16 protein-coding genes are annotated in these 19,505 nt (G+C 60.7%); 5 read left to right on the plus strand and 11 right to left on the minus strand.

The annotated features are described in order from the left end of the window. Position 1: 1 nt before the first annotated feature. The 7 genes from I6E52_RS02225 to dusB form a co-directional block, all read right to left on the minus strand. The gene (locus I6E52_RS02225; RefSeq protein WP_197154544.1) at positions 2-1,681 is read right to left on the minus strand and encodes an ABC transporter ATP-binding protein; all 1,680 of its coding nucleotides are present in this window, start codon (positions 1,679-1,681) and stop codon (positions 2-4) included. Then, entirely contained in the window at positions 1,678-2,706 is a 1,029-nt protein-coding gene (locus I6E52_RS02230) for an ABC transporter permease (protein ID WP_197154545.1), read from the minus strand. Before I6E52_RS02230 ends, I6E52_RS02225 begins: the two co-directional genes overlap by 4 nt. Before the next feature lie 2 nt (positions 2,707-2,708). After that, a complete protein-coding gene (locus I6E52_RS02235) occupies positions 2,709-3,803 on the minus strand; it encodes an ABC transporter permease (RefSeq protein WP_197154546.1) in 1,095 nt (364 codons plus the stop codon). Between the two features lie 108 nt (positions 3,804-3,911). Further along, complete coding sequence (locus I6E52_RS02240; protein ID WP_197154547.1) at positions 3,912-5,534, minus strand: ABC transporter substrate-binding protein; 1,623 nt, start codon at positions 5,532-5,534, stop codon at positions 3,912-3,914. Between the two features lie 160 nt (positions 5,535-5,694). Then, the gene (gene dnaG / locus I6E52_RS02245; protein WP_197154548.1) at positions 5,695-7,602 is read right to left on the minus strand and encodes a DNA primase; all 1,908 of its coding nucleotides are present in this window, start codon (positions 7,600-7,602) and stop codon (positions 5,695-5,697) included. Positions 7,603-7,634: 32 nt separating this feature from the next. Next, positions 7,635-8,879, minus strand: coding sequence for a deoxyguanosinetriphosphate triphosphohydrolase (locus tag I6E52_RS02250; RefSeq protein ID WP_197124415.1), 1,245 nt, complete (start codon positions 8,877-8,879; stop codon positions 7,635-7,637). Continuing rightward, positions 8,869-10,077 (minus strand): tRNA dihydrouridine synthase DusB, encoded by a 1,209-nt coding sequence (gene dusB / locus I6E52_RS02255; RefSeq protein ID WP_374059088.1) that lies wholly within the window; start codon positions 10,075-10,077, stop codon positions 8,869-8,871. The genes I6E52_RS02250 and dusB overlap by 11 nt, the downstream gene beginning before the upstream one ends. A 15-nt stretch (positions 10,078-10,092) precedes the next feature. Here dusB and I6E52_RS02260 point away from each other — a divergent pair, with 15 nt between their 5' ends. From I6E52_RS02260 to I6E52_RS14540, 5 genes are all read left to right on the plus strand, one after another. Then, positions 10,093-10,572, plus strand: a complete 480-nt coding sequence (locus I6E52_RS02260; RefSeq protein ID WP_197154549.1) for an aminoacyl-tRNA deacylase — start codon at positions 10,093-10,095, stop codon at positions 10,570-10,572. After that, positions 10,572-11,012, plus strand: a complete 441-nt coding sequence (locus I6E52_RS02265) for a hypothetical protein (RefSeq protein WP_197154550.1) — start codon at positions 10,572-10,574, stop codon at positions 11,010-11,012. The genes I6E52_RS02260 and I6E52_RS02265 overlap by 1 nt, the downstream gene beginning before the upstream one ends. Before the next feature lie 289 nt (positions 11,013-11,301). Further along, positions 11,302-12,972 (plus strand): glycosyltransferase, encoded by a 1,671-nt coding sequence (locus I6E52_RS02270; protein WP_197154552.1) that lies wholly within the window; start codon positions 11,302-11,304, stop codon positions 12,970-12,972. Beyond that, positions 12,969-13,703, plus strand: coding sequence for an HlyD family efflux transporter periplasmic adaptor subunit (locus I6E52_RS02275; protein WP_197154554.1), 735 nt, complete (start codon positions 12,969-12,971; stop codon positions 13,701-13,703). The genes I6E52_RS02270 and I6E52_RS02275 overlap by 4 nt, the downstream gene beginning before the upstream one ends. A gap of 4 nt (positions 13,704-13,707) precedes the next feature. Beyond that, positions 13,708-15,729 carry a glycosyl hydrolase gene (locus I6E52_RS14540; RefSeq protein WP_197154556.1) on the plus strand — a complete coding sequence of 674 codons (2,022 nt, stop codon included), beginning with the start codon at positions 13,708-13,710 and terminating at the stop codon, positions 15,727-15,729. A 65-nt stretch (positions 15,730-15,794) separates the two neighbouring features. Here the strand turns inward: I6E52_RS14540 and I6E52_RS02285 are convergent, their stop codons facing one another. The 4 genes from I6E52_RS02285 to I6E52_RS02300 all read right to left on the minus strand — a co-directional run bounded on the left by I6E52_RS02285 (position 15,795) and on the right by I6E52_RS02300 (position 19,505). Continuing rightward, positions 15,795-15,950, minus strand: a complete 156-nt coding sequence (locus I6E52_RS02285; RefSeq protein ID WP_197109842.1) for a hypothetical protein — start codon at positions 15,948-15,950, stop codon at positions 15,795-15,797. A 3-nt stretch (positions 15,951-15,953) separates the two neighbouring features. Beyond that, a complete protein-coding gene (locus I6E52_RS02290) occupies positions 15,954-16,622 on the minus strand; it encodes a DsbA family protein (RefSeq protein ID WP_197154558.1) in 669 nt (222 codons plus the stop codon). A 57-nt stretch (positions 16,623-16,679) separates the two neighbouring features. Then, positions 16,680-17,669, minus strand: coding sequence for a hypothetical protein (locus tag I6E52_RS02295; protein ID WP_197154559.1), 990 nt, complete (start codon positions 17,667-17,669; stop codon positions 16,680-16,682). A gap of 450 nt (positions 17,670-18,119) precedes the next feature. Next, complete coding sequence (locus I6E52_RS02300) at positions 18,120-19,505, minus strand: glycine--tRNA ligase (protein WP_197154560.1); 1,386 nt, start codon at positions 19,503-19,505, stop codon at positions 18,120-18,122.

A 19,505-nucleotide genomic window follows, 5' to 3' on the forward strand; every position in this document is an offset into this window, starting at 1 on the left:
CTCAATAATCTACGTCAGTCAGCGCCCTCAGTGCTTCGCGGCGCTCGGTCTGCTCGCGAGGATCCGGTACGGGCAGCGAGGCCAACAGTCGTTGAGTGTACGGATGCTGCGGATTGCCGAGCACCTCAGAGCCAACACCCTCCTCCACGAGCTGCCCCTTGTAGAGCACCGCAATGCGATCCGACAGCATGTCAACAACCGCAAGATCGTGACTAATGAATAAGGCCGCGAAGCCGAGATCCCGTTGTAGGTCCGCGAACAGTTCAAGCACCTTCGCTTGCACCGACACGTCAAGTGCACTTGTCGGTTCGTCGGCGATCAGCAGTCGAGGTCGCAACGCGAGTGAACGCGCAAGGCTGGCGCGTTGGCGCTGTCCGCCGCTCAACTCGTGCGGAAAGCGATCCCCAAACGCTTTCGGCAACTGAACGGCCTCGAGAAGCTCATCAACACGTCCGCGCGCATCATTCGGGTCTTCGGCCTTGCCGTGCACGATCAGCGGCTCAGCAACGCACTGAGCGATCGTGAGCAGCGGGTTGAAGCTGGAGGCAGGGTCTTGGAAGACAAATCCGATGTCGCTGCGCAGCGGCCGGAACTGACGTTCTTTGAAGCCAAGCATTTCGTGGCCGAGAACAGACAACGAACCACCGGTGATTTTGTTGAGCCCACCGATGGCACGACCGATCGTGGTTTTGCCCGAACCGCTCTCGCCGACCAGCCCGAGGACTTCGCCGGGTGAGATTGTGAAGCTCACGCGATCGACAGCACGGAACGGCGCGCGACCGAAACGGCCAGGGAACTCAATCTCGAGGTTGTCAGCAATGACGACAGGTTCGACATCCTTTTCGCCACCAGCGGCCGCACGATCAGACACGCGTGCTGCTGCCCGCGACGCACCAGAACCGATACGAGGAACGGCGGCAAGCAACTTCTGCGTGTAAGGGTGCTTGGCCGAATCAAACAACTGCTGAGCTGGGGCTTCTTCAACCAGCTTGCCCTGATACATCACGGCAACACGATCGGAGAGATCGGCGACGATACCCATGTTGTGGGTGATCAGAATGATCGCGGCACCGAACTCATCACGGCACCGGCGCAGCAGATCGAGGATTTCCGCCTGAACGGTGACATCCAGAGCCGTTGTTGGCTCGTCGGCCACGATGAGTTCTGGCTCGAGCACGAGCGCCATGGCGATGACGACACGTTGCTTCTGTCCACCCGAGAACTGGTGCGGGTAGTAGTCCACGCGCGACTCTGGCTCCGGAATGCCGACCTTGCGCAAGATCTCGATCGCTTTCGTTCGCGCCTCGCGCTTGCTCACATTGCCGTGGGCGCGAAGCCCTTCTGCGATCTGCCAGCCCACCGTGAAAACGGGATTGAGCGCGGTGGATGGCTCTTGGAAGACCATCGCCACATCTACGCCGCGAAGCTCACGCAAACGCTTGCCGGACATGCCGATAACTTCTTTGCCGTTGAGCACAATGGCACCGCGTGACACCGCCGTCTCGGGCAACAGCCCGAGAACAGACTTGGCCGTCACACTCTTGCCACTGCCACTTTCGCCGACGATCGCCAGGACCTCGCCAGGGGCAAGACTCAGCGACACATCATCGACAGCTTTGACGTCTCCGCCATCGGTCGCGAACGTTACTTCGAGATTCCTGATCTCAACAATGTTGCTCATGAGCGAGCCTCCAGCGGGTCAATAGAGTCAATATCGTCGTTGAGGTCGAGCGTCGAGATGGGAGCAGTTTCGAGCGCCGGCGCCGACTGGTCGGCACGACGACGCGTGCGCAAGCGGGGGTCAGCGAGGTCATTGAGCGACTCCCCCACCAGAGTGATTCCGAGAACCACGAGAACGATCGCGAGCCCGGGGAACAGTGACGTCCACCAGATGCCGCTCGTGACATCCGAAATCGACTTGTTGAGGTCGTAACCCCACTCAGCCGCAGCGGATGGCTCAATACCGAAGCCGAGGAAGCCAAGACCCGCGAGAGTCAGGATGGCCTCAGAGCTGTTGAGCGTGAAGATCAACGGCAGAGTACGCGTCGCGTTGCGGAACACGTGGCGGAACATGATCCGCGGCGTGCTCGAGCCAATGACCTTCGCCGATTCAACGTAGGCCTCCGACTTGATTCGCACCGTTTCAGCACGGATGACACGGAAATACTGCGGGATATAGACCACGGTGATTGAAACTGCCGCCGCAAACACTCCACCCCAGAAACTCGACTGGCCACCGCTAATCGCAATGGCCGCGACGATCGCCAGCAGGAGCGTCGGGAACGCGTACACCGCGTCGGAGATGACCACGAGAACGCGGTCGATCCAGCTGCCAAGGTAACCCGAGACCAGACCGAGAAGTACTCCGGCGAAGATCGACAGTGCAACGGCAACGACGATCACCAGCAGGGCGGTGCGCGAACCCCAAATCACTCGCGAGAGCACATCGTAGCCACCGACGGTGGTGCCCAAAATGTGTTGACCGCCCGGAGGAACCTGCGCACCAAAGGAACCCTCTTCGTCTCGCAGCTGCGAGAAACCGTAGGGAGCAAGCAGCGGAGCAAAAAGTGCCGTCAGCAAGAAGATGCCAGTCAAAATGAGCCCGGCAACGAGCATGCCGCGCTGGAGTCCTACCGACTGGCGAACCTGGTGAACAATAGGCAGTTTGCGCCACACAGCCACAAAACGTGAGGGTGTCGTTGTCATGATTAGTACCTCACCCTCGGGTCGATAATCGCCGCAATGATGTCGACGATGAAGTTGGTCAGTGCCACGATCACCGCGAGCAGCACCACAATGCCCTGCACCGCCACAAAGTCACGAGCACCCAAGTACTCGACGAGCTTGAAGCCGAGACCCTTCCACTCGAAGGTGGTTTCAGTCAGCACCGCGCCTCCCAACAGGAGGGCGATCTGCAAGCCGATAACCGTGATGATCGGAATAAGCGCGGGCTTGTAGGCGTGCTTGCGCACGAGACGGTATTCGCTCACGCCACGGGAGCGCGCAGCATCCACGTAGTCCATCGACAGCGAACCAATGACGTTGGTGCGCACGAGCCGCAAGAAGATTCCGGCCGTGAGCAGCCCGAGCGCGAGGCCAGGAAGCACGGCGTGCGAGAGCACATCGCCGATTGCTGCCGGGCTGCCCAGACGGAACGCGTCAATCAGATAGATACCCGACTTGTTGTCGAGCGTCGTCAGTTGCAGCTCTGTGCGAGTGGATGCTCGGCCTGCCACCGGCAACACCTTCAGCCAGACGGCAAACACGAGCTTGAGAAGCAGCCCCGCGAAGAAAACCGGAGTCGCGTAGGCGAGGATCGCAGCAACGCGCAGCACGGCATCCGGCCACTTGTCGCGGTAGTACGCCGCGACCATGCCGAGCGGAATACCCACGACGAGAGCCACCAGCACCGCGTAGAACGCGAGCTCAAGGGTGGCGCTGCCGTAAGTGACCAGCAATTCAGAAACGGGACGACCATCAGTGATGGCGGTGCCGAAGTTGCCGGTGAAGACCTGACCGAGGTACTCAAAATACTGCACCACGAGCGGGCGATCGTAGCCTGCAGCGCTAATGCGTTCCGCAAGCTGGGCTGCCGTGAGCCGGTCGCCCAGAGCAGCCGTGATGGGGTCACCGATCGAGCGCATCAACAAGAACACCATCGTCACGAGGATGAACACGGTCGGGAAAATCAGAAGAAAACGGACTATAAGAAAACGAGCGAGAGGATTTGTGATCCCCCGAAAACGCCGGGTGGGCGGTTCTGACTGTGCCGGATTGATCACGGCGGGAGCGGACTGCGACATACCTACCTATCGTGCAGAGAACGAAGACGAGGAGGTGACCCACATCGTGTGTGGGCCACCCCCTTGAGTCATTTCGCTAGGCCAAGGCCTAACTAGAGCGAATTGCTCCTACTTGGCCAAGCTGCCGTAGCGGAACTTGAACGAACCGTCGAGAGTAGCTCCGGTAACGTCCTTGCCCGTAACGGCGATCTGTGCTCCCTGAAGGAACGGCACGGTCGACAGCTGAGCTGCAACCTTCGCCTGAATGTCCTCGATCATTCCCTCACGCGTAGCAGGGTCGAGTTCGGTTGCCTGAGCCACGATCAGATCGTTAACTTCGGCATCCGCATAGTGGTTTCCGAGGAAGTTACCATCACCGAAGAACGGGGTGAGGTAGTTGTCAGCGTCGGAGTAGTCCGGGAACCAACCCAGCTGGTAAGCCGGGTAAGCATCGGCCGTACGCTCGCTCGCGTAGGTAACCCACTCGGTCGACTGCAGGTTGACTTCGAAGATTCCGTCAGCCTCAAGCTGGCTCTTGACCAACGCGTACTCGTCACCCGAAGACTCACCGTAGTGGTCTGGGTTGTACTGGAGGTTGAGAGCTACCGGAGTCTCGACACCGGCATCCGCGAGACGCTTTTGCGCTGCTTCAACGCTCGGGCCGCCGTCGCCGTCGCCGTAGAGGTCCTTGAGAACCTCGGTAGCGCCGGTCAGTCCGTCGGGGACGTAGGAGTACAGCGGCAGGTAGGTGCCCTTGTAGACCTGGTCAGAGATTTCCTGGCGGTCGATGAGGTCAGCGACAGCACCACGAACAGCGAGCGACTTCTCGGCGTCAGCCTCGGGAGTCTTCGCGCCGTAGGGCTGCGTGTCGAAGTTGAACACGATGTAGCGGATTTCTCCACCGGGGCCAACGATCACATTGACGTTGTCGTTGGTCTCGAGGTCAGCGACGTCGGTTGCAGACAGGCTGCGGTGCGCGACATCAATGTTGCCCTCTTGAACATCGAGCTTCAAGTTCGAGGCATCGGTGTAGTACTTCAGCGTGATGCTGTCAGTAGCGGCAGCGCCAAGAACACCCTGGTAGTCAGGGTTGGCCGTGAACGACACGATGTTGTTGAAGTCGTAGCTGTCGATGACGTACTGGCCAGCGAAAGCCATGCCGTCAACGATCTCTTCATCGGGGGTAACCGAGTCAGCAGAGAATACTTCTTCGTCAACAATCGGGGCAGCCGGGCTCGACAGAATCTGAGCGAACGTCTGGTCGTTGCCGTTCTTCAAGTGGAAGACAACGGTAGTGTCATCGACGGCTTCAACGCTGTCGATGTTTCCGAGAAGAACGGATGGGCCGTTCTCGTCGTTGATCGCAACCTGACGGTCAAAGCTGAACTTCACGTCTGACGACGTAAGGTCGTTGCCGTTGGCGAACGTGAGGCCCGATTTGAGTACAACGGTATATTCATCGTCGCTCGTGTACTCCGCGGACTCGGCAATGTCAGGTTCAACATCAGAGGTGCCGAGCGGCGAGTTGAGCAGGAACGGGAACACCTGGTTCATCAGGGCAAACGAACCGTTGTCGTACGAACCGGCCGGGTCGAGGAACGTGACTTTGTCAGTCGTGCCCACGATAAGCGACTCGGAACCGCCAGAGCTGGAGTCATCTCCAGCTTGGCAACCAGTCAAAGCGAGCGCGAACGCTGCTGTGCCGGCAACTACAGCAAGGACTCGCTTGCTGCTCTTGGATGCGGATGTCATATCCGTCTACCTCTTCCTGTTGCGTGCAGAAAATGCGACGGCGCGTTTGTAGGCGCCGCGCATCGTAGTTCCTCAGTAGTAACACACGAGGAACCTTCGAGACTAGCGAGTCCACCCCCGAAGGAGGGATATTTACACGAACGCAACCAAAGAGCAGCAGTTAGGCGTCATCGCGGAGCGCACGACGCTCCGCTTCGATCCGCATGAGGTCGCGCTGAGTCTGCACATAACGCTCGGGATCACTCTCGCGATCCATGCGCTGGAGCACCCCGAGAAGTTCACGCTTTTGCCTCAAGAAATCACGCTCAATCAGGTCGGTCGTCACCTGAACGCAATACACCGGGATTCGTTCTTCGCGCTCCGGAATCGGCGCAACACTCAGTTGCTTCACGAAGGTAGAGAACGACGACGGCACTTCATCGGCAATCGCCGATGCCCAGCCTGGCTCAAGTGCTCGGTCGGCGAGAGAAGCGATCGCATCGCGAACCACAGCAAGCGAAGGCTCAGCAATAGAAATCTGGGTCAGCTTGCCGATCAGCTCGGGGCCCACGACATCCGGATGCTGCAACACCGCCATAAGGGCGTCGCGCTCGAGACGTGTGATGGCATCAACGCGCAGGTTCATGATCGACGGCCCCGGTTGCGCTGGAGCCTCCCCGAAGCCCTCCGGCGGCGCCTGTGACGACGATGCGGACTGTGACTGCTGCGGTGCTTTCGAGGGCCCAGACGGGGCAACGTGACGCTTCGCTTCGGTGACAGCAGCCTGAACCTCAGTGGGCTCCATGCCAAGCCAGCCCGCAACACTGCGGACGTACCCAATACCGAGCGCCGAGTCACGAATACCGGCAACCACGGGAGCCGCAGCGCGCAAGGCAGCAACACGACCCTCAACTGTTTCGAGATCGTGCACCGCCAGCTCACGACGAATCTTGAACTCGAACATCGGCTTGCGCGTGGTGACGAGACGACGCACGGCTCCGTCACCCTTCTTGAGCCGCAAATCGCACGGGTCTAGACCGTCAGAGGCCACCGCAACGAAGGTCTGCGCGGCAAAACGGTGCTCCTCGGCGAACGCACGGTTCGCAGCCTTCTGGCCCGCCTCATCCGGGTCGAAGGTGAAAATCACTTCGCCCGTGGCGGTGGTGTCTGCGTTGTCATAGTCGCCGATCATCCGACGAACAATCTTGATGTGGTCGACGCCAAACGCGGTTCCACAGGTAGCGACAGCGGTCGTGACGCCAGCGAGGTGGCAGGCCATGACATCCGTGTAGCCCTCGACCACCACGATCTGCTTGCCACGCGAAATGTCTTTCTTGGCCAGATCGAGCCCGTAGAGCACTTGGCTCTTGTGATAAACCGGCGTCTCGGGAGTGTTCAGGTACTTAGGACCTTTGTCGTCGTCCAGTAGACGGCGGGCACCGAAACCCAGGGTCTGACCCGTGACATCGCGGATGGGCCACACCAGTCGGCCGCGGAAACGATCGTAATAATCGCCTCGCTCCCCCTTGCCGATGAGGCCGGCAACAACCAACTCTTCTGACGAAAAGCCGAGGGTGTTGAGGTGCTTCATGAGCACGCCACCGCGCGGCGCAAAACCAATGCCAAAACGCTCAGCAGCAGACTGATCGAAACCGCGCTCACCAAGAAAACTGCGGCCGGGAGCTGCTTCTGGCGTCGCCAGTTGAGCAACGAAGAAGTCGGATGCCGCCTGATTAGCAGCCAAAATGCGGGCGCGATTGCCGTGATCGGTTGCCGCGCCGCCATCCTCATAGTGAAGCTCGTAGCCGAGGCGGCCTGCCAAACGCTCGACGGCCTCGGAGAACGAGACGTGGTCCATGCGCTGCAGGAAGGTGTAGACGTCGCCGCCCTCACCGCATCCGAAGCAGTGATAAAAGCCAACTTGGGGCCGCACGTGGAAGCTGGGGCTACGCTCCTCGTGGAAGGGGCAGAGGCCCTTCATCGAGCCAGAACCAGCGCTCTTGAGAGTGACGTAGTCGCCCACAATGTCGGCGAGGTTCGTGCGCGAACGCACCTCGTCGATATCACTTCGTTTGATCAGGCCAGCCACAACCGCAATTCTAGGCTCACCGCGGTGGGACTCTAGCCAACCAGACGTGTATGCCACGCAATCGCGGACTGATCGGTGAGGCTAGCCACCTGATCTACTACTGCCCGCTTGCGCTGGTGATCGTTCTCAGCGGAATTCCAATCCGCTGTGAACCCGGAATCGAGGTTCACCGGAGCCGTCCACAGCAACACATCGGCAAGCTCAGTGAGCACATCACGCTGCTGCTGATAGATCGGGCGCCGAGCGTTTGTCGACATCACGAATGCAGCAACGATGCCCTTAAGCACGGCGATCTCCGCTTGGATCTCAGCCGGGATCACGAGGCTGCCGCCGAAGCGAGCGAGCGCATCGGTGGGGTGAGCTTCGCGTGTGGCCTGAACGGCGGCACCGGCGAAGCGGCCAATGAGCTGACTCGTGAGGTTCTTGAGGCGACCGTGGGCGGCACGACTGCCATCCCACTGATCGAGCCACGGGTCGAGAAGATCGAGACGGTCGAAGGCCGCAATGAGTTCGTCGTGAGTGAACTCGCCGCCGATCCACTCAAACATCGACTTCACGAGATCGTCGTGGTTGACGCGGGCACCGAGCGCGGTGACATCAATAAAGTCACCAACGATGGCGTCTTCGAAGTCGTGCACCGAGTAGGCGATGTCGTCAGAGAGATCCATCACTTGCGCTTCAATGCAACGCTGGCGGTCGGGAGCACCGGCACGCAGCCACTCGAACGCGGCAGTGTCGTCGTCGAAAAAACCATACTTGCTGCGACCGCTCGGGTCGGGAATTCCCTGTGCGCTCGGCCACGGGTACTTCGTGCTCGCGTCCAAGCTGGCCCGTGTGAGGTTGAGACCGTAGCTCTTGCCATCGGGACCAAACACCTTGGGCTCGATGCGCGTTAGCAGACGAAGCGTTTGCGCGTTGCCCTCGAAGCCGCCAATGTCAGCCGCCCACTCATTGAGCGCACGCTCGCCATTGTGGCCAAAGGGCGGATGCCCGAGGTCGTGCGAGAGACACGCTGTGTCGACAACATCAGGGTCAAGGCCGAGGCTGTCGGCAAGCTCGCGGCCCACTTGAGCGACCTCAAGCGAGTGGGTGAGACGGTTGCGGGCAAAATCGGTGCCCATCGTGGGGCTCAAGACCTGAGTCTTGGCGGCTAGACGGCGCAGCGCGCTCGAATGAAGCACTCGTGCACGGTCGCGCGCAAAATCGCTGCGACGACTCGAATGCTGCTCGGGAAACCAACGCTCGGCGTCAGCCTCGGTATAGCCATTAGCCGCCACTGGTGCTCAATTCTGCTTGGTTGAGTTCACTACGGTGAGTCTCCTGCAGTTCGCGGCTATCGAGCCACCCCTGCGGAAGTGATGGCTTCTTCGGGGTTCCTGCGCGACCACGTTGGCCTTCAGCGTCGGCACCCGGGTACTGCTGGCTCCAGTCGAGCTGAGCCAACAGTTCGTCAAGCTGAGCCAGGTCGTGCACGGTCGCCATTGCTGCGCGCAACTCCCCGCCGACCGCATAGCCCTTGAAATACCAGGCAACATGCTTGCGGATGTCGCGGCACGCACGATCTTCATCGCCGAAGAATTCCACCAGCAGTTCGGCATGACGCTTAAACGCAATGGCGACTTCGCCGAGTGTTGGCTCCGCCTTGAGGGACTCTCCTCGGAAGGCGGCAGCGAGGTCACCGAACAACCACGGGCGGCCGAGGCAACCGCGACCGACAACGACTCCGTCGCATCCGGTCTCGTCGACCATGCGCAGCGCATCGGCGGCACTCCAAATGTCACCGTTACCGAGAATCGGGGTATCGGTGATGGTGTTCTTGAGCTTTTCGATGGCCGACCAGTCGGCGTGCCCCGAATAGAACTCTGCGGCAGTGCGCGCGTGCAATGCGATGCTGGCAACCCCGGCGCCAGCGCCAACGCGAGCAGCCTCAAGGTAGGTCAAGTGGTCAGAGTCGATGCCCTTGCGCATCTTGATTGTCAGCGGAACATCGCCGGCAGCCTTCACCGCGCCCTCGACGATGTCGCGGAACAAATCGATCTTCCACGGAAGCGCCGCTCCCCCACCCTTGCGAGTGACTTTGGGAACGGGGCATCCGAAGTTCAAGTCAATGTGGTCGGCACGGTCTTCGGCCACCAACATCGTGACCGCTTCAGACACCGTCTTAGGGTCAACCCCATAGAGCTGGATGCTGCGGGTCGTCTCTGACTCGTGGTGCGTGATGAGACGCATGCTTTCCGGCGTGCGCTCGACGAGGGCGCGGCTGGTGATCATTTCGCTGACGTACAGCCCAGCGCCGTATTCGCGGCAGAGCCGGCGAAAAGCGGTATTGGTGATGCCGGCCATGGGCGCCAAAACAACAGGAACATCAAGGTCGAGGTTCCCGATGGAGAGCTGTGGCGCGACACGCGGGTCGGCAGGGGCAAGAATAGTCACGTAGCAATTGTCCCACGGCGCGCCTGAACCGGCGCCGCACATACCGGGAGGCCCCAAATGACGGCAGGAACCGACCGCGTCCGCGACGATGCCGAGCGCCGCGGCATCCCGATCGACATCGTCGAGCGCGCACCAGCGACCTCCCTCGAACACGCCGCCGAGCTACTCGGAATCACCCCGGCCGAGATCGTGAAGTCACTCGTCGTCAAACGCAGCGACGGCAGCTACCTCTTTGCCCTCGTTCCCGGTGACCGCCAGATTTCGTGGCCCAAGCTGCGCTCCGTCGTCGGTGTCAATAAATTGCGGATGCCCGAAGCCGCCCTTGCGCTCGAGGCCACCGGATTTGCGCGCGGCACCATCACCCCGCTCGGCAGCAGCACCGCTTGGCCCGTGTTTGCCGATGAACGCATCGCGGGCAAGCGAGTATCAATGGGCTCGGGAGATCACGGGTATACCACCTGGGTCAATGCGAATGATCTCATCACCGGCTTAGAGGCGACCGTCGCCGACATTACAAGCGAAACAGGAACCGACTAATGGCCCTTGAGGAACATCCCAACGTCTTTCGTTTCGAAGCCCGGCTCTGGGTGAGCCCAGCACCGAGAGAAGAAGCCCTCGCACAACTGCGCGCCCAGCGGGCGTGGGACAAAGAGAACGCGAGGCTTCAGCGCTGGTGGGTTTCCTTCGGCATTGGTGCTGCGGTTGGCGTTGGCGGAATTTTGGCGATCGGAACAGCATCGAACCTCGATCCAACCCTCTACCTGTTGCTGTTACCTCTCGGCTTTGGCGGCGGCGCCATCCTTGGAGCCCTCATCAACAAGCGCTTCAATGCCCCCGAAGCGCAGCATGCCTCCTTGCCCGCTCGCCCCACCACCGTGCCGCTCACGCTCATCCCGTCGCGGGTTGCCAAAGCCGCACCAGAATTCGCTTCCGCTGCAGAAATCATCGAATGGTCTCATCGAGGTTTCGTGGGTTAACGAGCATTTGTTACAAATAGAAGTCGGGAATGTGGCCAGTGTCTTAACTTGCTAGACCACCGTAGATTTCTGGCGCTCACGCACACTAACGTGAGCCTCTAACCCGCGTTACCCGCACTCCTGAACTTCTCGGAGTCACGACCCACCCTGTCGCGATTCCCGCCTGCACGCACGCCAACGATGCCGCTGTGACCTTCCGTCGCGCTCATTCCTTCGTGCGCCCGGTACCCTGTCATCGCTCATTCTGGCGTGCTGCGTCGTATTAAGACTTCTCCCGAAAGAAGCACAAATGACGACCCTAGCTACCCGCTTTGCCGCACCCCCAAGCGACCTCCCACCCGCGCTGCCCGCGCCCCGCGTCGCTGAGCCAGTGAAGGCCGAATCACCATCGTTGGTGATTCTGGTGCTCATCGCGACCCTGGGCATCATCGCGTATGCCGGGTTCTTGTTGAACCCGGCGAGCCGCGGTGACTGGTTGCCGTATACGCTCGTCATCCTCGCCGAGACAGTCCTGATCAGTCAGGCACTGCTGTCAATGTGGACAATCCTCTCCGCGTCGCAAGATCCCCGTGACTTCGCGTTTCACGACGCCAAAGGCAAACTTTTTCGCGAACGCGACATTCTGCGCGACGGACTGACCTCAACGCCCTCGCGCTGGACGATGTACTTGCACAGCACCGAAGCCACCGTCGACGTCTTCATCACGACGTACGGCGAACCGGTGAGCGTCATCCGCGAGACCGTTACTGCGGCGATGCGGATGCGCGGCTCCCACCTCACGTGGGTGCTCGACGACGGTCACTCCGACGAGGTGCGCGCGCTCGCCCACGAGCTCGGAGCCCGCTACGTGCGTCGGCTGAGCTCTGGCGGCGCCAAGGCCGGCAACGTGAATCATGCACTCAGCCTCGCCAAGGGTCGCTTCTTCGCCATCTTTGACGCCGACTTCGTGCCCTCCCCCGAATTTCTCGTTGAAACGGTGCCGTTTTTCTCTCGCGACGAGGTTGCCTTCGTGCAAACGCCGCAAATGTACGGCAACCTGCACAACGTGATCTCACGGGGCGCTGGCTATATGCAGTCCGTGTTCTATCGCTTCATTCAGCCAGGCCGAAACCGCTTCAATGCCGCGTTCTGTGTTGGCACCAACGTGATCTTCCGTCGATCCGCCATCGACGATGTCGGTGGCATGTACACCGATTCCAAGTCAGAGGATGTGTGGACCTCGCTAATGCTCCACGAGCGCGGCTGGCACACGATCTACATCCCGAACGCTCTCGCCGTCGGCCACGCGCCTGACACCGTCGAGTCCTACACGAAACAGCAATTGCGCTGGGCGACCGGCGGCTTTGAGATTCTGTTCAAACACAACCCGCTCACCCACAAGCGCAAACTCACGCTCGACCAGCGACTCCAGTACTTGGTCACTGCCTCGTTTTACCTCACGGGCATCTCACCACTACTCCTGATGATGGTTCCCGCGCTCGAGATCTATTTCGACCTGCGCCCCATGAACCTCTCGACCACGGTCGTGACCTGGATGCTCTACTACGCCGGTTTCTACGTCATCCAGATCGTGCTCGCGTTTTACACGATGGGCTCATTTCGCTGGGAGACCCTCATGTTGGCAACCGTGTCAGCGCCTATCTACCTCGCGGCTCTCATCAACGTGCTCACCGGCAAGGAGCAGTCGTGGAGCGCAACCGGCGACCGCACGAAGGTCTCATCACCGTTCAACTTCATGATTCCTCAAGTGCTGTTCTTCGTTTTCCTGCTACTGACTTCCGTCGTGGCCGTCTTTCGCGACATCGACAACGAAGTGCTCACCCTCGCCACGGCGTGGAACGTCACCAACACGTTCATCATGGGCAGTTTCGTTGTAGCCGCAGCGCGAGAGCATGTCTCGCTCGGCCGCGCCCACCGCCTTGCCACCCGCGCACTCTCCGCGAAGGGAGCCTCAGCATGACCTGGCGCAGCAACCTCAAACTCGTCTTCGGCCTTATTGCAGTGCTCGCCCTCGTGCTGGTGTTGACGGTCATCTTCTCTCAACGACAAGCCCAGGTCGTGAGCGTTTCAGCCTCGATCGAGGCGGAACGTTATCCCGTCGGCATTGACTATGGCGGAACGCTCGTCGAGAGCTTTGTCACCGAGACCGATCAACGCGTCAACGAAGGCGACGTTCTGTTCACCCTGCAGAGCCCCTCGTTGCAGGCGGATCTCGCAAAAGGACTACTCAAACCCGAAACCGTCGCCTACACCGTGACCGAAGATGGCGAGATCACCCTCACCGCTGCAGTCTCCGGAACCGTGCGCGATGTGACGACCAAGCCAGGTTCTTTCGTGCAAGCCGGGGAAGTTCTCGCCACGATCGAAAAAGCAGGATCACTCTGCGTCGTTGCTCAATACGAACTCACCGGACGCGACTACTCCCGTATTGGCGAACACGCTCCCGTCGATCTGCTTCTCCCCAATGGAGCAAGCATCGCCGGAACCGTGTCCACAATTGATGTCCAGACGGTGAACGGACAGGCCGAAACGACAATTCGCGTTGAGAGCGATGCCCTTGCCGACGGCGCCTACAACGGGCTCGTCGAGCCAGGCACCCCCGTGAGCGCGACGCTGCAGCTGCGCGACGATGGCATGCTGGCGGGCGCTATCGATGGTGTCTCTGACTTCCTCCGCAAGATCGGCATGTAGCCGAGTGGCTCGGGACGTCCGGCTTTTCTTCGTGATGACGGTGGCGGCAGTGTTAACGGCGCTGACCGGATGCACGGCCGCGACGCCTGCGCCATCAGCACCCGAGTCGAGTACCGACACAATTTTTTCCGACAGCACCGTCGGCCCACTAATCGAAGCCCTCCCCACGCGTTCAGTTGCCACGCTCGGAAGCACACGACTCGCAGACGGACTCATCCCGCCCACCAACCGCTGGTTCTCCGGGCTCGTCTTCGGAGAAGACTCGTTGCCCGTCTTCCCGCTTCCACTCTCGTTTCAGCTAACCGAGGGTGGATTCGCGTTGGGCGTTCCCGCTGTGGTCAGCGCAGAGAATGTCATCGCCGGCAGCTTTACTCCGGCAGTGTCCGCCGACATCGGCGCTGACGACTACGTCGTGAGCGCGTACGACGAAGCGTCCGTCACCATCTCGCAGACGGCAGGCGGGAATGAAATCGGCACGACCGTGATCGCTGAAGGCTCTCCCTTTGTCAGCTTCACGGCATCCGAAGCAGTCACGGTGACGCTCGGCCAGCCGCTGCGCGACGACGACGGCGCCTGGACAGCGGAGGTCAACGGCACACAGTACGGGCTCGTCAGCGACGGCGAGATGAATGCGGCGGGCAGCGAGTTGACTCTGGCCGCCGGCGACGCAGCAACGTGGTTCGCGGTGTCTGATGGCGGTGTTGTGGCCGACTTCATCCAGGCTGCGACACCCATCGTGAGCACGAGCATCCAGTACACGGTAGATGCTGCCGTGGCCTCGACCAGCATCCGCTACGAGACACGGGATTCCTCCCCCACGATCGTGGCCGCCATGCCCCATCAGCAGGCCGGGCTCGACTCGTCAGTCTCCTGCGATGCTGGATCCTGGCCGAGCATTTATGGCGAACTCGTCGCGTGCATGGCGACCGAACTCACCTGGACAGTCCCCACTATCGAGCCGGCTGGTGCCCTCGACCTCGCCAATCTCACAGAAGAGCACCGCGAAAGACTGCGGCAACAGCTGAACGTAGATGTTGCATCAACAGTGCCCGCGCCAGCAGACACCTATTACGGCAGCAAATGGCTCTACCGCCTGACCAACATGCTCGAAGTAGCCCGCCAGATCGGCGCGGATGACATTGCCGCCACCATCACGGAACAGCTTGTCAGCGCCCTGGATACCTGGACCGACCCCGAAGGCTGTGACGAGCGAACCGAACGATGCTTCGTTTACGACGATCAGGCTCGCGGGCTCGTCGGCCTCGCGGCATCCTTCGGCTCTGACCAGTTCAACGACCACCACTTTCACTACGGCTACTTTCTCTACACCGCCGGAGTTCTCGCCGCCGCCGACCCCGCCCTCGTCGAGAAGTGGGCCCCCGTCATGAATCTGCTCGCTGCCGACATTGCGGCCCAAGGCGAGAACAGCTACTTTCCTGAGCGCCGGGTTTTTGACGCCTACACCGGCCACTCGTGGGCCAGCGGAACGTCACCATTTGCGGATGGAAACAACCAAGAATCGAGTTCCGAAGCGGTCACCGCCTGGAACGGCCTTGCCCTATGGGCTGCTGCCAGCGACCAAGCCGCGCTCGCTACCGAGGCCCGCTGGATGCTGTCAGCCGAAGCCCACTCGGCAAACGCGTACTGGACGAACTTCGATCGCACCGAAGCCGTATACGACGGCTTCGACCACACCGTGGCTGCCCTCAACTGGGGCGGCAAACGGGACTACGCCACATGGTTCAGCGCCGAGCCGAGCGCAATGCTCGGCATCCTTGTGCTTCCGATGAGCCCCGTCTCGGGGTACCTTGCCGCCGACCCCGATCGGATCCGTGCCAACATCGCCGAAGCTGCGCCCGATGGGTCAGACGTGCTCTTCGGCGACTACCTGCTCATGTACTCAGCATTGGCCGGAAAAGCGGATGCTGCAGCAGCGCTCGAAGAGAGCGACAACCTCAACGAAGATCGCATCGATGACGGCAATAGCCGCACATACTTGCTCGCCACGATCATGAGCGCGCTCTAGAGGAGCGAACTCAGAGACAGCGCCGTCGGCGGGTAACGCGGCACTGGAAGTTGGTGAAAAACCTCTTAAACGAGGCCTTCGTCGATCTGGCGGTTAACGAGGGCTTGCGAGCGGTGATCATCGACGGCAATGCCACAAGCATCGCCCTCACACGCTACTGCGTTCGGGTCGCCGAGCTGCTGGAGGGCGAAGGTCGGGATTGGCTTCGTTGCGGCATCCATGGGTTAGACGTCTCTTTCGGTAAGTACTTGTGTGAGTACGTTAGCGAACGTTTCACTTTCTTGCGCGCCCGAAACCCCATACTTGCCATCAATCACGAAGAATGGCACCCCCTGGATGCCGTATTGCATGGCCTGTTCCATGTCAGCCTTCACGGCGGGGAGGTACTCGCTCGACTCAAGAACGCGCACCACTTCGGCGCGGTCGAAGCCAATGGAGGCCGCGATATCAGCGAGGTCTTCGATGCGGCCGACGTGCTCGGTCTTGATGAAATAGGCGTCAAGTAGACGCTCTTTCATCTCAAGTTGGCGACCGTGAGCCTTCGCAAAATGCAGAAGCTCGTGCGCCTTCACCGTGTTTGTTTGGTGAATGTGTTCGTAGTCATAATCGAGCCCAACGCTCGAGGCGATGTCGGTGACGCGCGTGAGCATTTCCTCGACCTGCGGCATCGGGAGTCCTTTGCGCTCGCTCAAGAATTGGATGGGGGTGCCCTCATACTCGACCGGGGTATCGGGAGCTAATTCGAACGAGTGGTACACGATCTCGACGGGGATGCCCGACGTTTCTACCGCAGCTTCAAAGCGTCGCTTTCCGATGTAGCACCAGGGGCACTGCACATCAGACCAGATGTCGACTTGTACGGGTTCGGTGGTGGTTACTGCTGCATTATTCACCTCAGGGTCAACGCGCGCAGGCTGTGGGTATTCCCAACCCCGCGTTTTCTCGGAAATTCAGGAGATCCGCGAGTTGCGTGTCGGTAGCGCGCGCGATTTCGGGCCTGCTCTCTCGGAAATTGCGAAATCTCCTGAATTTCCGAAGGCAAGTCGTCGATGTAGAGCAAGAGCAGCGTCGAGGCCACATAAGAAGAGATCCCACTGCGTGAAAACCATCTTGGCGCTCACACTCATCGCGTGAAAACCCGCGATCGTGATCTCGATTGCCTTGAGATGATCTTCTTCGAAGGTGTGAGCGTGAAATTGCTTTCCGTTGATCTCAACACCAATCGTGCCATTCACGACTAGGTCAATTCTTTTGGCGCCTACGACAACCTGAATATCGACACGATGACCCCGCCATCTCAGCCGAGTGCGCGCAAGGCTCTCCGGGAGGCTCTCACACCGGCCGTCGACCCAGGAACGGATGAAGCGTTTGTGTTGCGGCACAGCGAGAATCAGCTGTTCGAAGTTGAACGCGTCAATCCTGCCGGTGTGCAACGCCCAATCAATGGCAGCCACCGCTGTTTCGAGTTCTTCGTCAACGACAACGCGCCTGAGCGCCTCCACAATGCTCACGTGCCAGTTCGTTCCCTGCTCGGTGACCGCGACAGGATCCCAGTGCAGCCGGACACCGCGCCGCGTGCCGAGAGGACGCCGTCGATTCCATTGACTCCGGAGCCGCGCAGCGTTTCGCGGCACGGATACCTGCAAAGGATGGTCCTGGAGCACCCATCCGCCCCAGTCCGCAATCGCCGAGATGCCAGTGAGACGCCCGCCAACGCGAACGGCCCTCACGCGCGGCTCTGACTCTTCGACCGTCGTGTACCAGCCTTGGCGCGCCCGGATAACTTCGCCTTGTCTCACAGCGCGAGTGAGGTCGAAGTCCTGAGCCCCACGCGCGACAAGCTGACGTTTCTGCGCAAGCCCACCGAGCTCATCCACTAGTTCGTGCACATCCACCATGGCGCCAGCATCGTCGGAACCACCGGAGCTAGGGCGAAGCACTCGCTTACGGTGGACTCGCTCGCCACGAGTGGGCTGTTGATGAGCCGCGCGCCACGGAAATTCAGGAGAATGCGCCACGCGCGGTTCAAGCAGTACGGTGCGAGGCGATTCGTCGGCAACGAGCACCGCGCGCTGACTCATATCTCCTGAATTTCCGAAGTGCGCGCGGCGAAACCCCGAGTTGGGGGCCAGTGGCTCGGCACGATGCGCGGGCCTCGGCGCAATGCGGGTGGTGAGCCGCAATACCGGTACCTCTACTGGGCGCCGGAGGGGCGAGGGCGGCAGCGGTAGCCGGCAGCCGGAGGCGGCGAGGGCGGGAGCGGCGGCCAGCGGCGGCCTTCTGGCTTGAGCATAGAAAAGCGGCCTCGGAACATGTCCGGGGCCGCTTCTGTCGCAGTGCGATTACCGTGCGGCAATCACCCAACGAGGGGATCTAGCGAGTTGCGTTGGCTAGCAGCCGATGAGCTCCTGCGCGAGGTAGCCCCGCAGCTCTTCGATCGGCATGCGCTTCTGCTCCATCGAGTCACGCTCGCGAATCGTCACGGCGTTGTCGTCGAGCGAGTCGAAGTCGATCGTGACACAGAACGGGGTACCGATCTCGTCCTGGCGACGGTAGCGACGACCAATGGCACCGGCGTCGTCGAAGTCGACGTTCCAGTACTTGCGCAGGTCAGCAGCAACAGCGCGCGCCATCGGCGAGAGGCGCTCGTTGCGCGACAGCGGCAGCACAGCAACTTTCACCGGCGAGAGGCGACGGTCGAGACGCAGAACGGTGCGCTTGTCGACTCCACCCTTCGCGTTGGGTGCTTCGTCTTCGGCATAGGCGTCGATGAGGAATGCCATGAGCGCGCGGGTGAGTCCGAACGCAGGCTCGATCACGTACGGCGTCCAGCGCTCATCCTTGGCCTGATCGAAATACGACAGGTCGGAGCCCGAAGCCTCTGAGTGCGTGCGCAGGTCGAAGTCGGTGCGGTTAGCGATACCCATGAGCTCGCCCCACTCGCTACCGGCGAAGCGGAAACGGTACTCAACATCCACGGTGCGCTTCGAGTAGTGCGACAGCTTTTCTTGCGCGTGCTCGTAGAAGCGCAGGTTTTCGGGGTTGATGCCGAGGTCGGTGTACCACTTCATGGATTCGTCGATCCAGGTCTGGTGCCACTCTTCGTCTGTGCCGGGTTCGACGAAGAATTCCATCTCCATCTGTTCGAATTCACGCGTGCGGAAGATGAAGTTTCCGGGCGTGATTTCGTTACGGAACGACTTTCCGACCTGGCCGATTCCGAAGGGCGGCTTCATGCGAGCAGCGCCCATGACGTTGGCGAAGTTGGTGAAGATACCCTGAGCGGTTTCGGGGCGCAGGTAGTGCATGCCCTCTTCGTTGTCGACGGGGCCAAGGAACGTCTTAAGGAGCCCTGAGAAGTTTTGCGGTTCGGTCCACGAGCCGGGCTGACCGGTGTCAGGGTCGCGGATGTCGGCAAGCCCGTTCACGGGAGGGTGACCGTGCTTCTCTTCGTAGGCTTCGAGAAGGTGGTCGGCGCGGTAGCGCTTGTGGGTGTGCAGCGATTCGACGAGCGGGTCAGAGAAGACCTCGACGTGCCCGGATGCTTCCCACACCTTGCGGGGCAGGATGACGGCCGAGTCAAGCCCGACGACGTCTTCGCGACCTTGAACGAAGGTCTGCCACCACTGCTTTTTGATGTTCTCTTTGAGGGCGGTTCCCAGCGGGCCATAGTCCCAAGCTGAGCGTGAACCGCCGTAGATCTCTCCCGATTGGAAGACGAAACCTCGGCGCTTGGCGAGGTTGATAACGGCGTCGAGGGGGTTAGGCGTAGCCAC

This window comes from Salinibacterium sp. NG253, assembly GCF_015864945.1.
Lineage (GTDB): Bacteria > Actinomycetota > Actinomycetes > Actinomycetales > Microbacteriaceae > Rhodoglobus.

Bases quoted from the DNA above. Each gene is read 5' to 3' on its own strand.
- I6E52_RS02225 (WP_197154544.1), bottom strand. From the start codon at position 1,681: ATGAGCAACATTGTTGAGATCAGGAATCTCGAAGTAACGTTCGCGACC.
- I6E52_RS02240 (WP_197154547.1), bottom strand. From the start codon at position 5,534: ATGACATCCGCATCCAAGAGCAGCAAGCGAGTCCTTGCTGTAGTTGCC.
- dusB (WP_374059088.1), bottom strand. From the start codon at position 10,077: ATGTGCGGCGCCGGTTCAGGCGCGCCGTGGGACAATTGCTACGTGACT.
- I6E52_RS02260 (WP_197154549.1), top strand. From the start codon at position 10,093: ATGACGGCAGGAACCGACCGCGTCCGCGACGATGCCGAGCGCCGCGGC.
- I6E52_RS02230 (WP_197154545.1), bottom strand. From the start codon at position 2,706: ATGACAACGACACCCTCACGTTTTGTGGCTGTGTGGCGCAAACTGCCT.
- I6E52_RS02265 (WP_197154550.1), top strand. From the start codon at position 10,572: ATGGCCCTTGAGGAACATCCCAACGTCTTTCGTTTCGAAGCCCGGCTC.
- I6E52_RS02270 (WP_197154552.1), top strand. From the start codon at position 11,302: ATGACGACCCTAGCTACCCGCTTTGCCGCACCCCCAAGCGACCTCCCA.
- I6E52_RS02285 (WP_197109842.1), bottom strand. From the start codon at position 15,950: ATGGATGCCGCAACGAAGCCAATCCCGACCTTCGCCCTCCAGCAGCTC.
- I6E52_RS02235 (WP_197154546.1), bottom strand. From the start codon at position 3,803: ATGTCGCAGTCCGCTCCCGCCGTGATCAATCCGGCACAGTCAGAACCG.
- I6E52_RS02275 (WP_197154554.1), top strand. From the start codon at position 12,969: ATGACCTGGCGCAGCAACCTCAAACTCGTCTTCGGCCTTATTGCAGTG.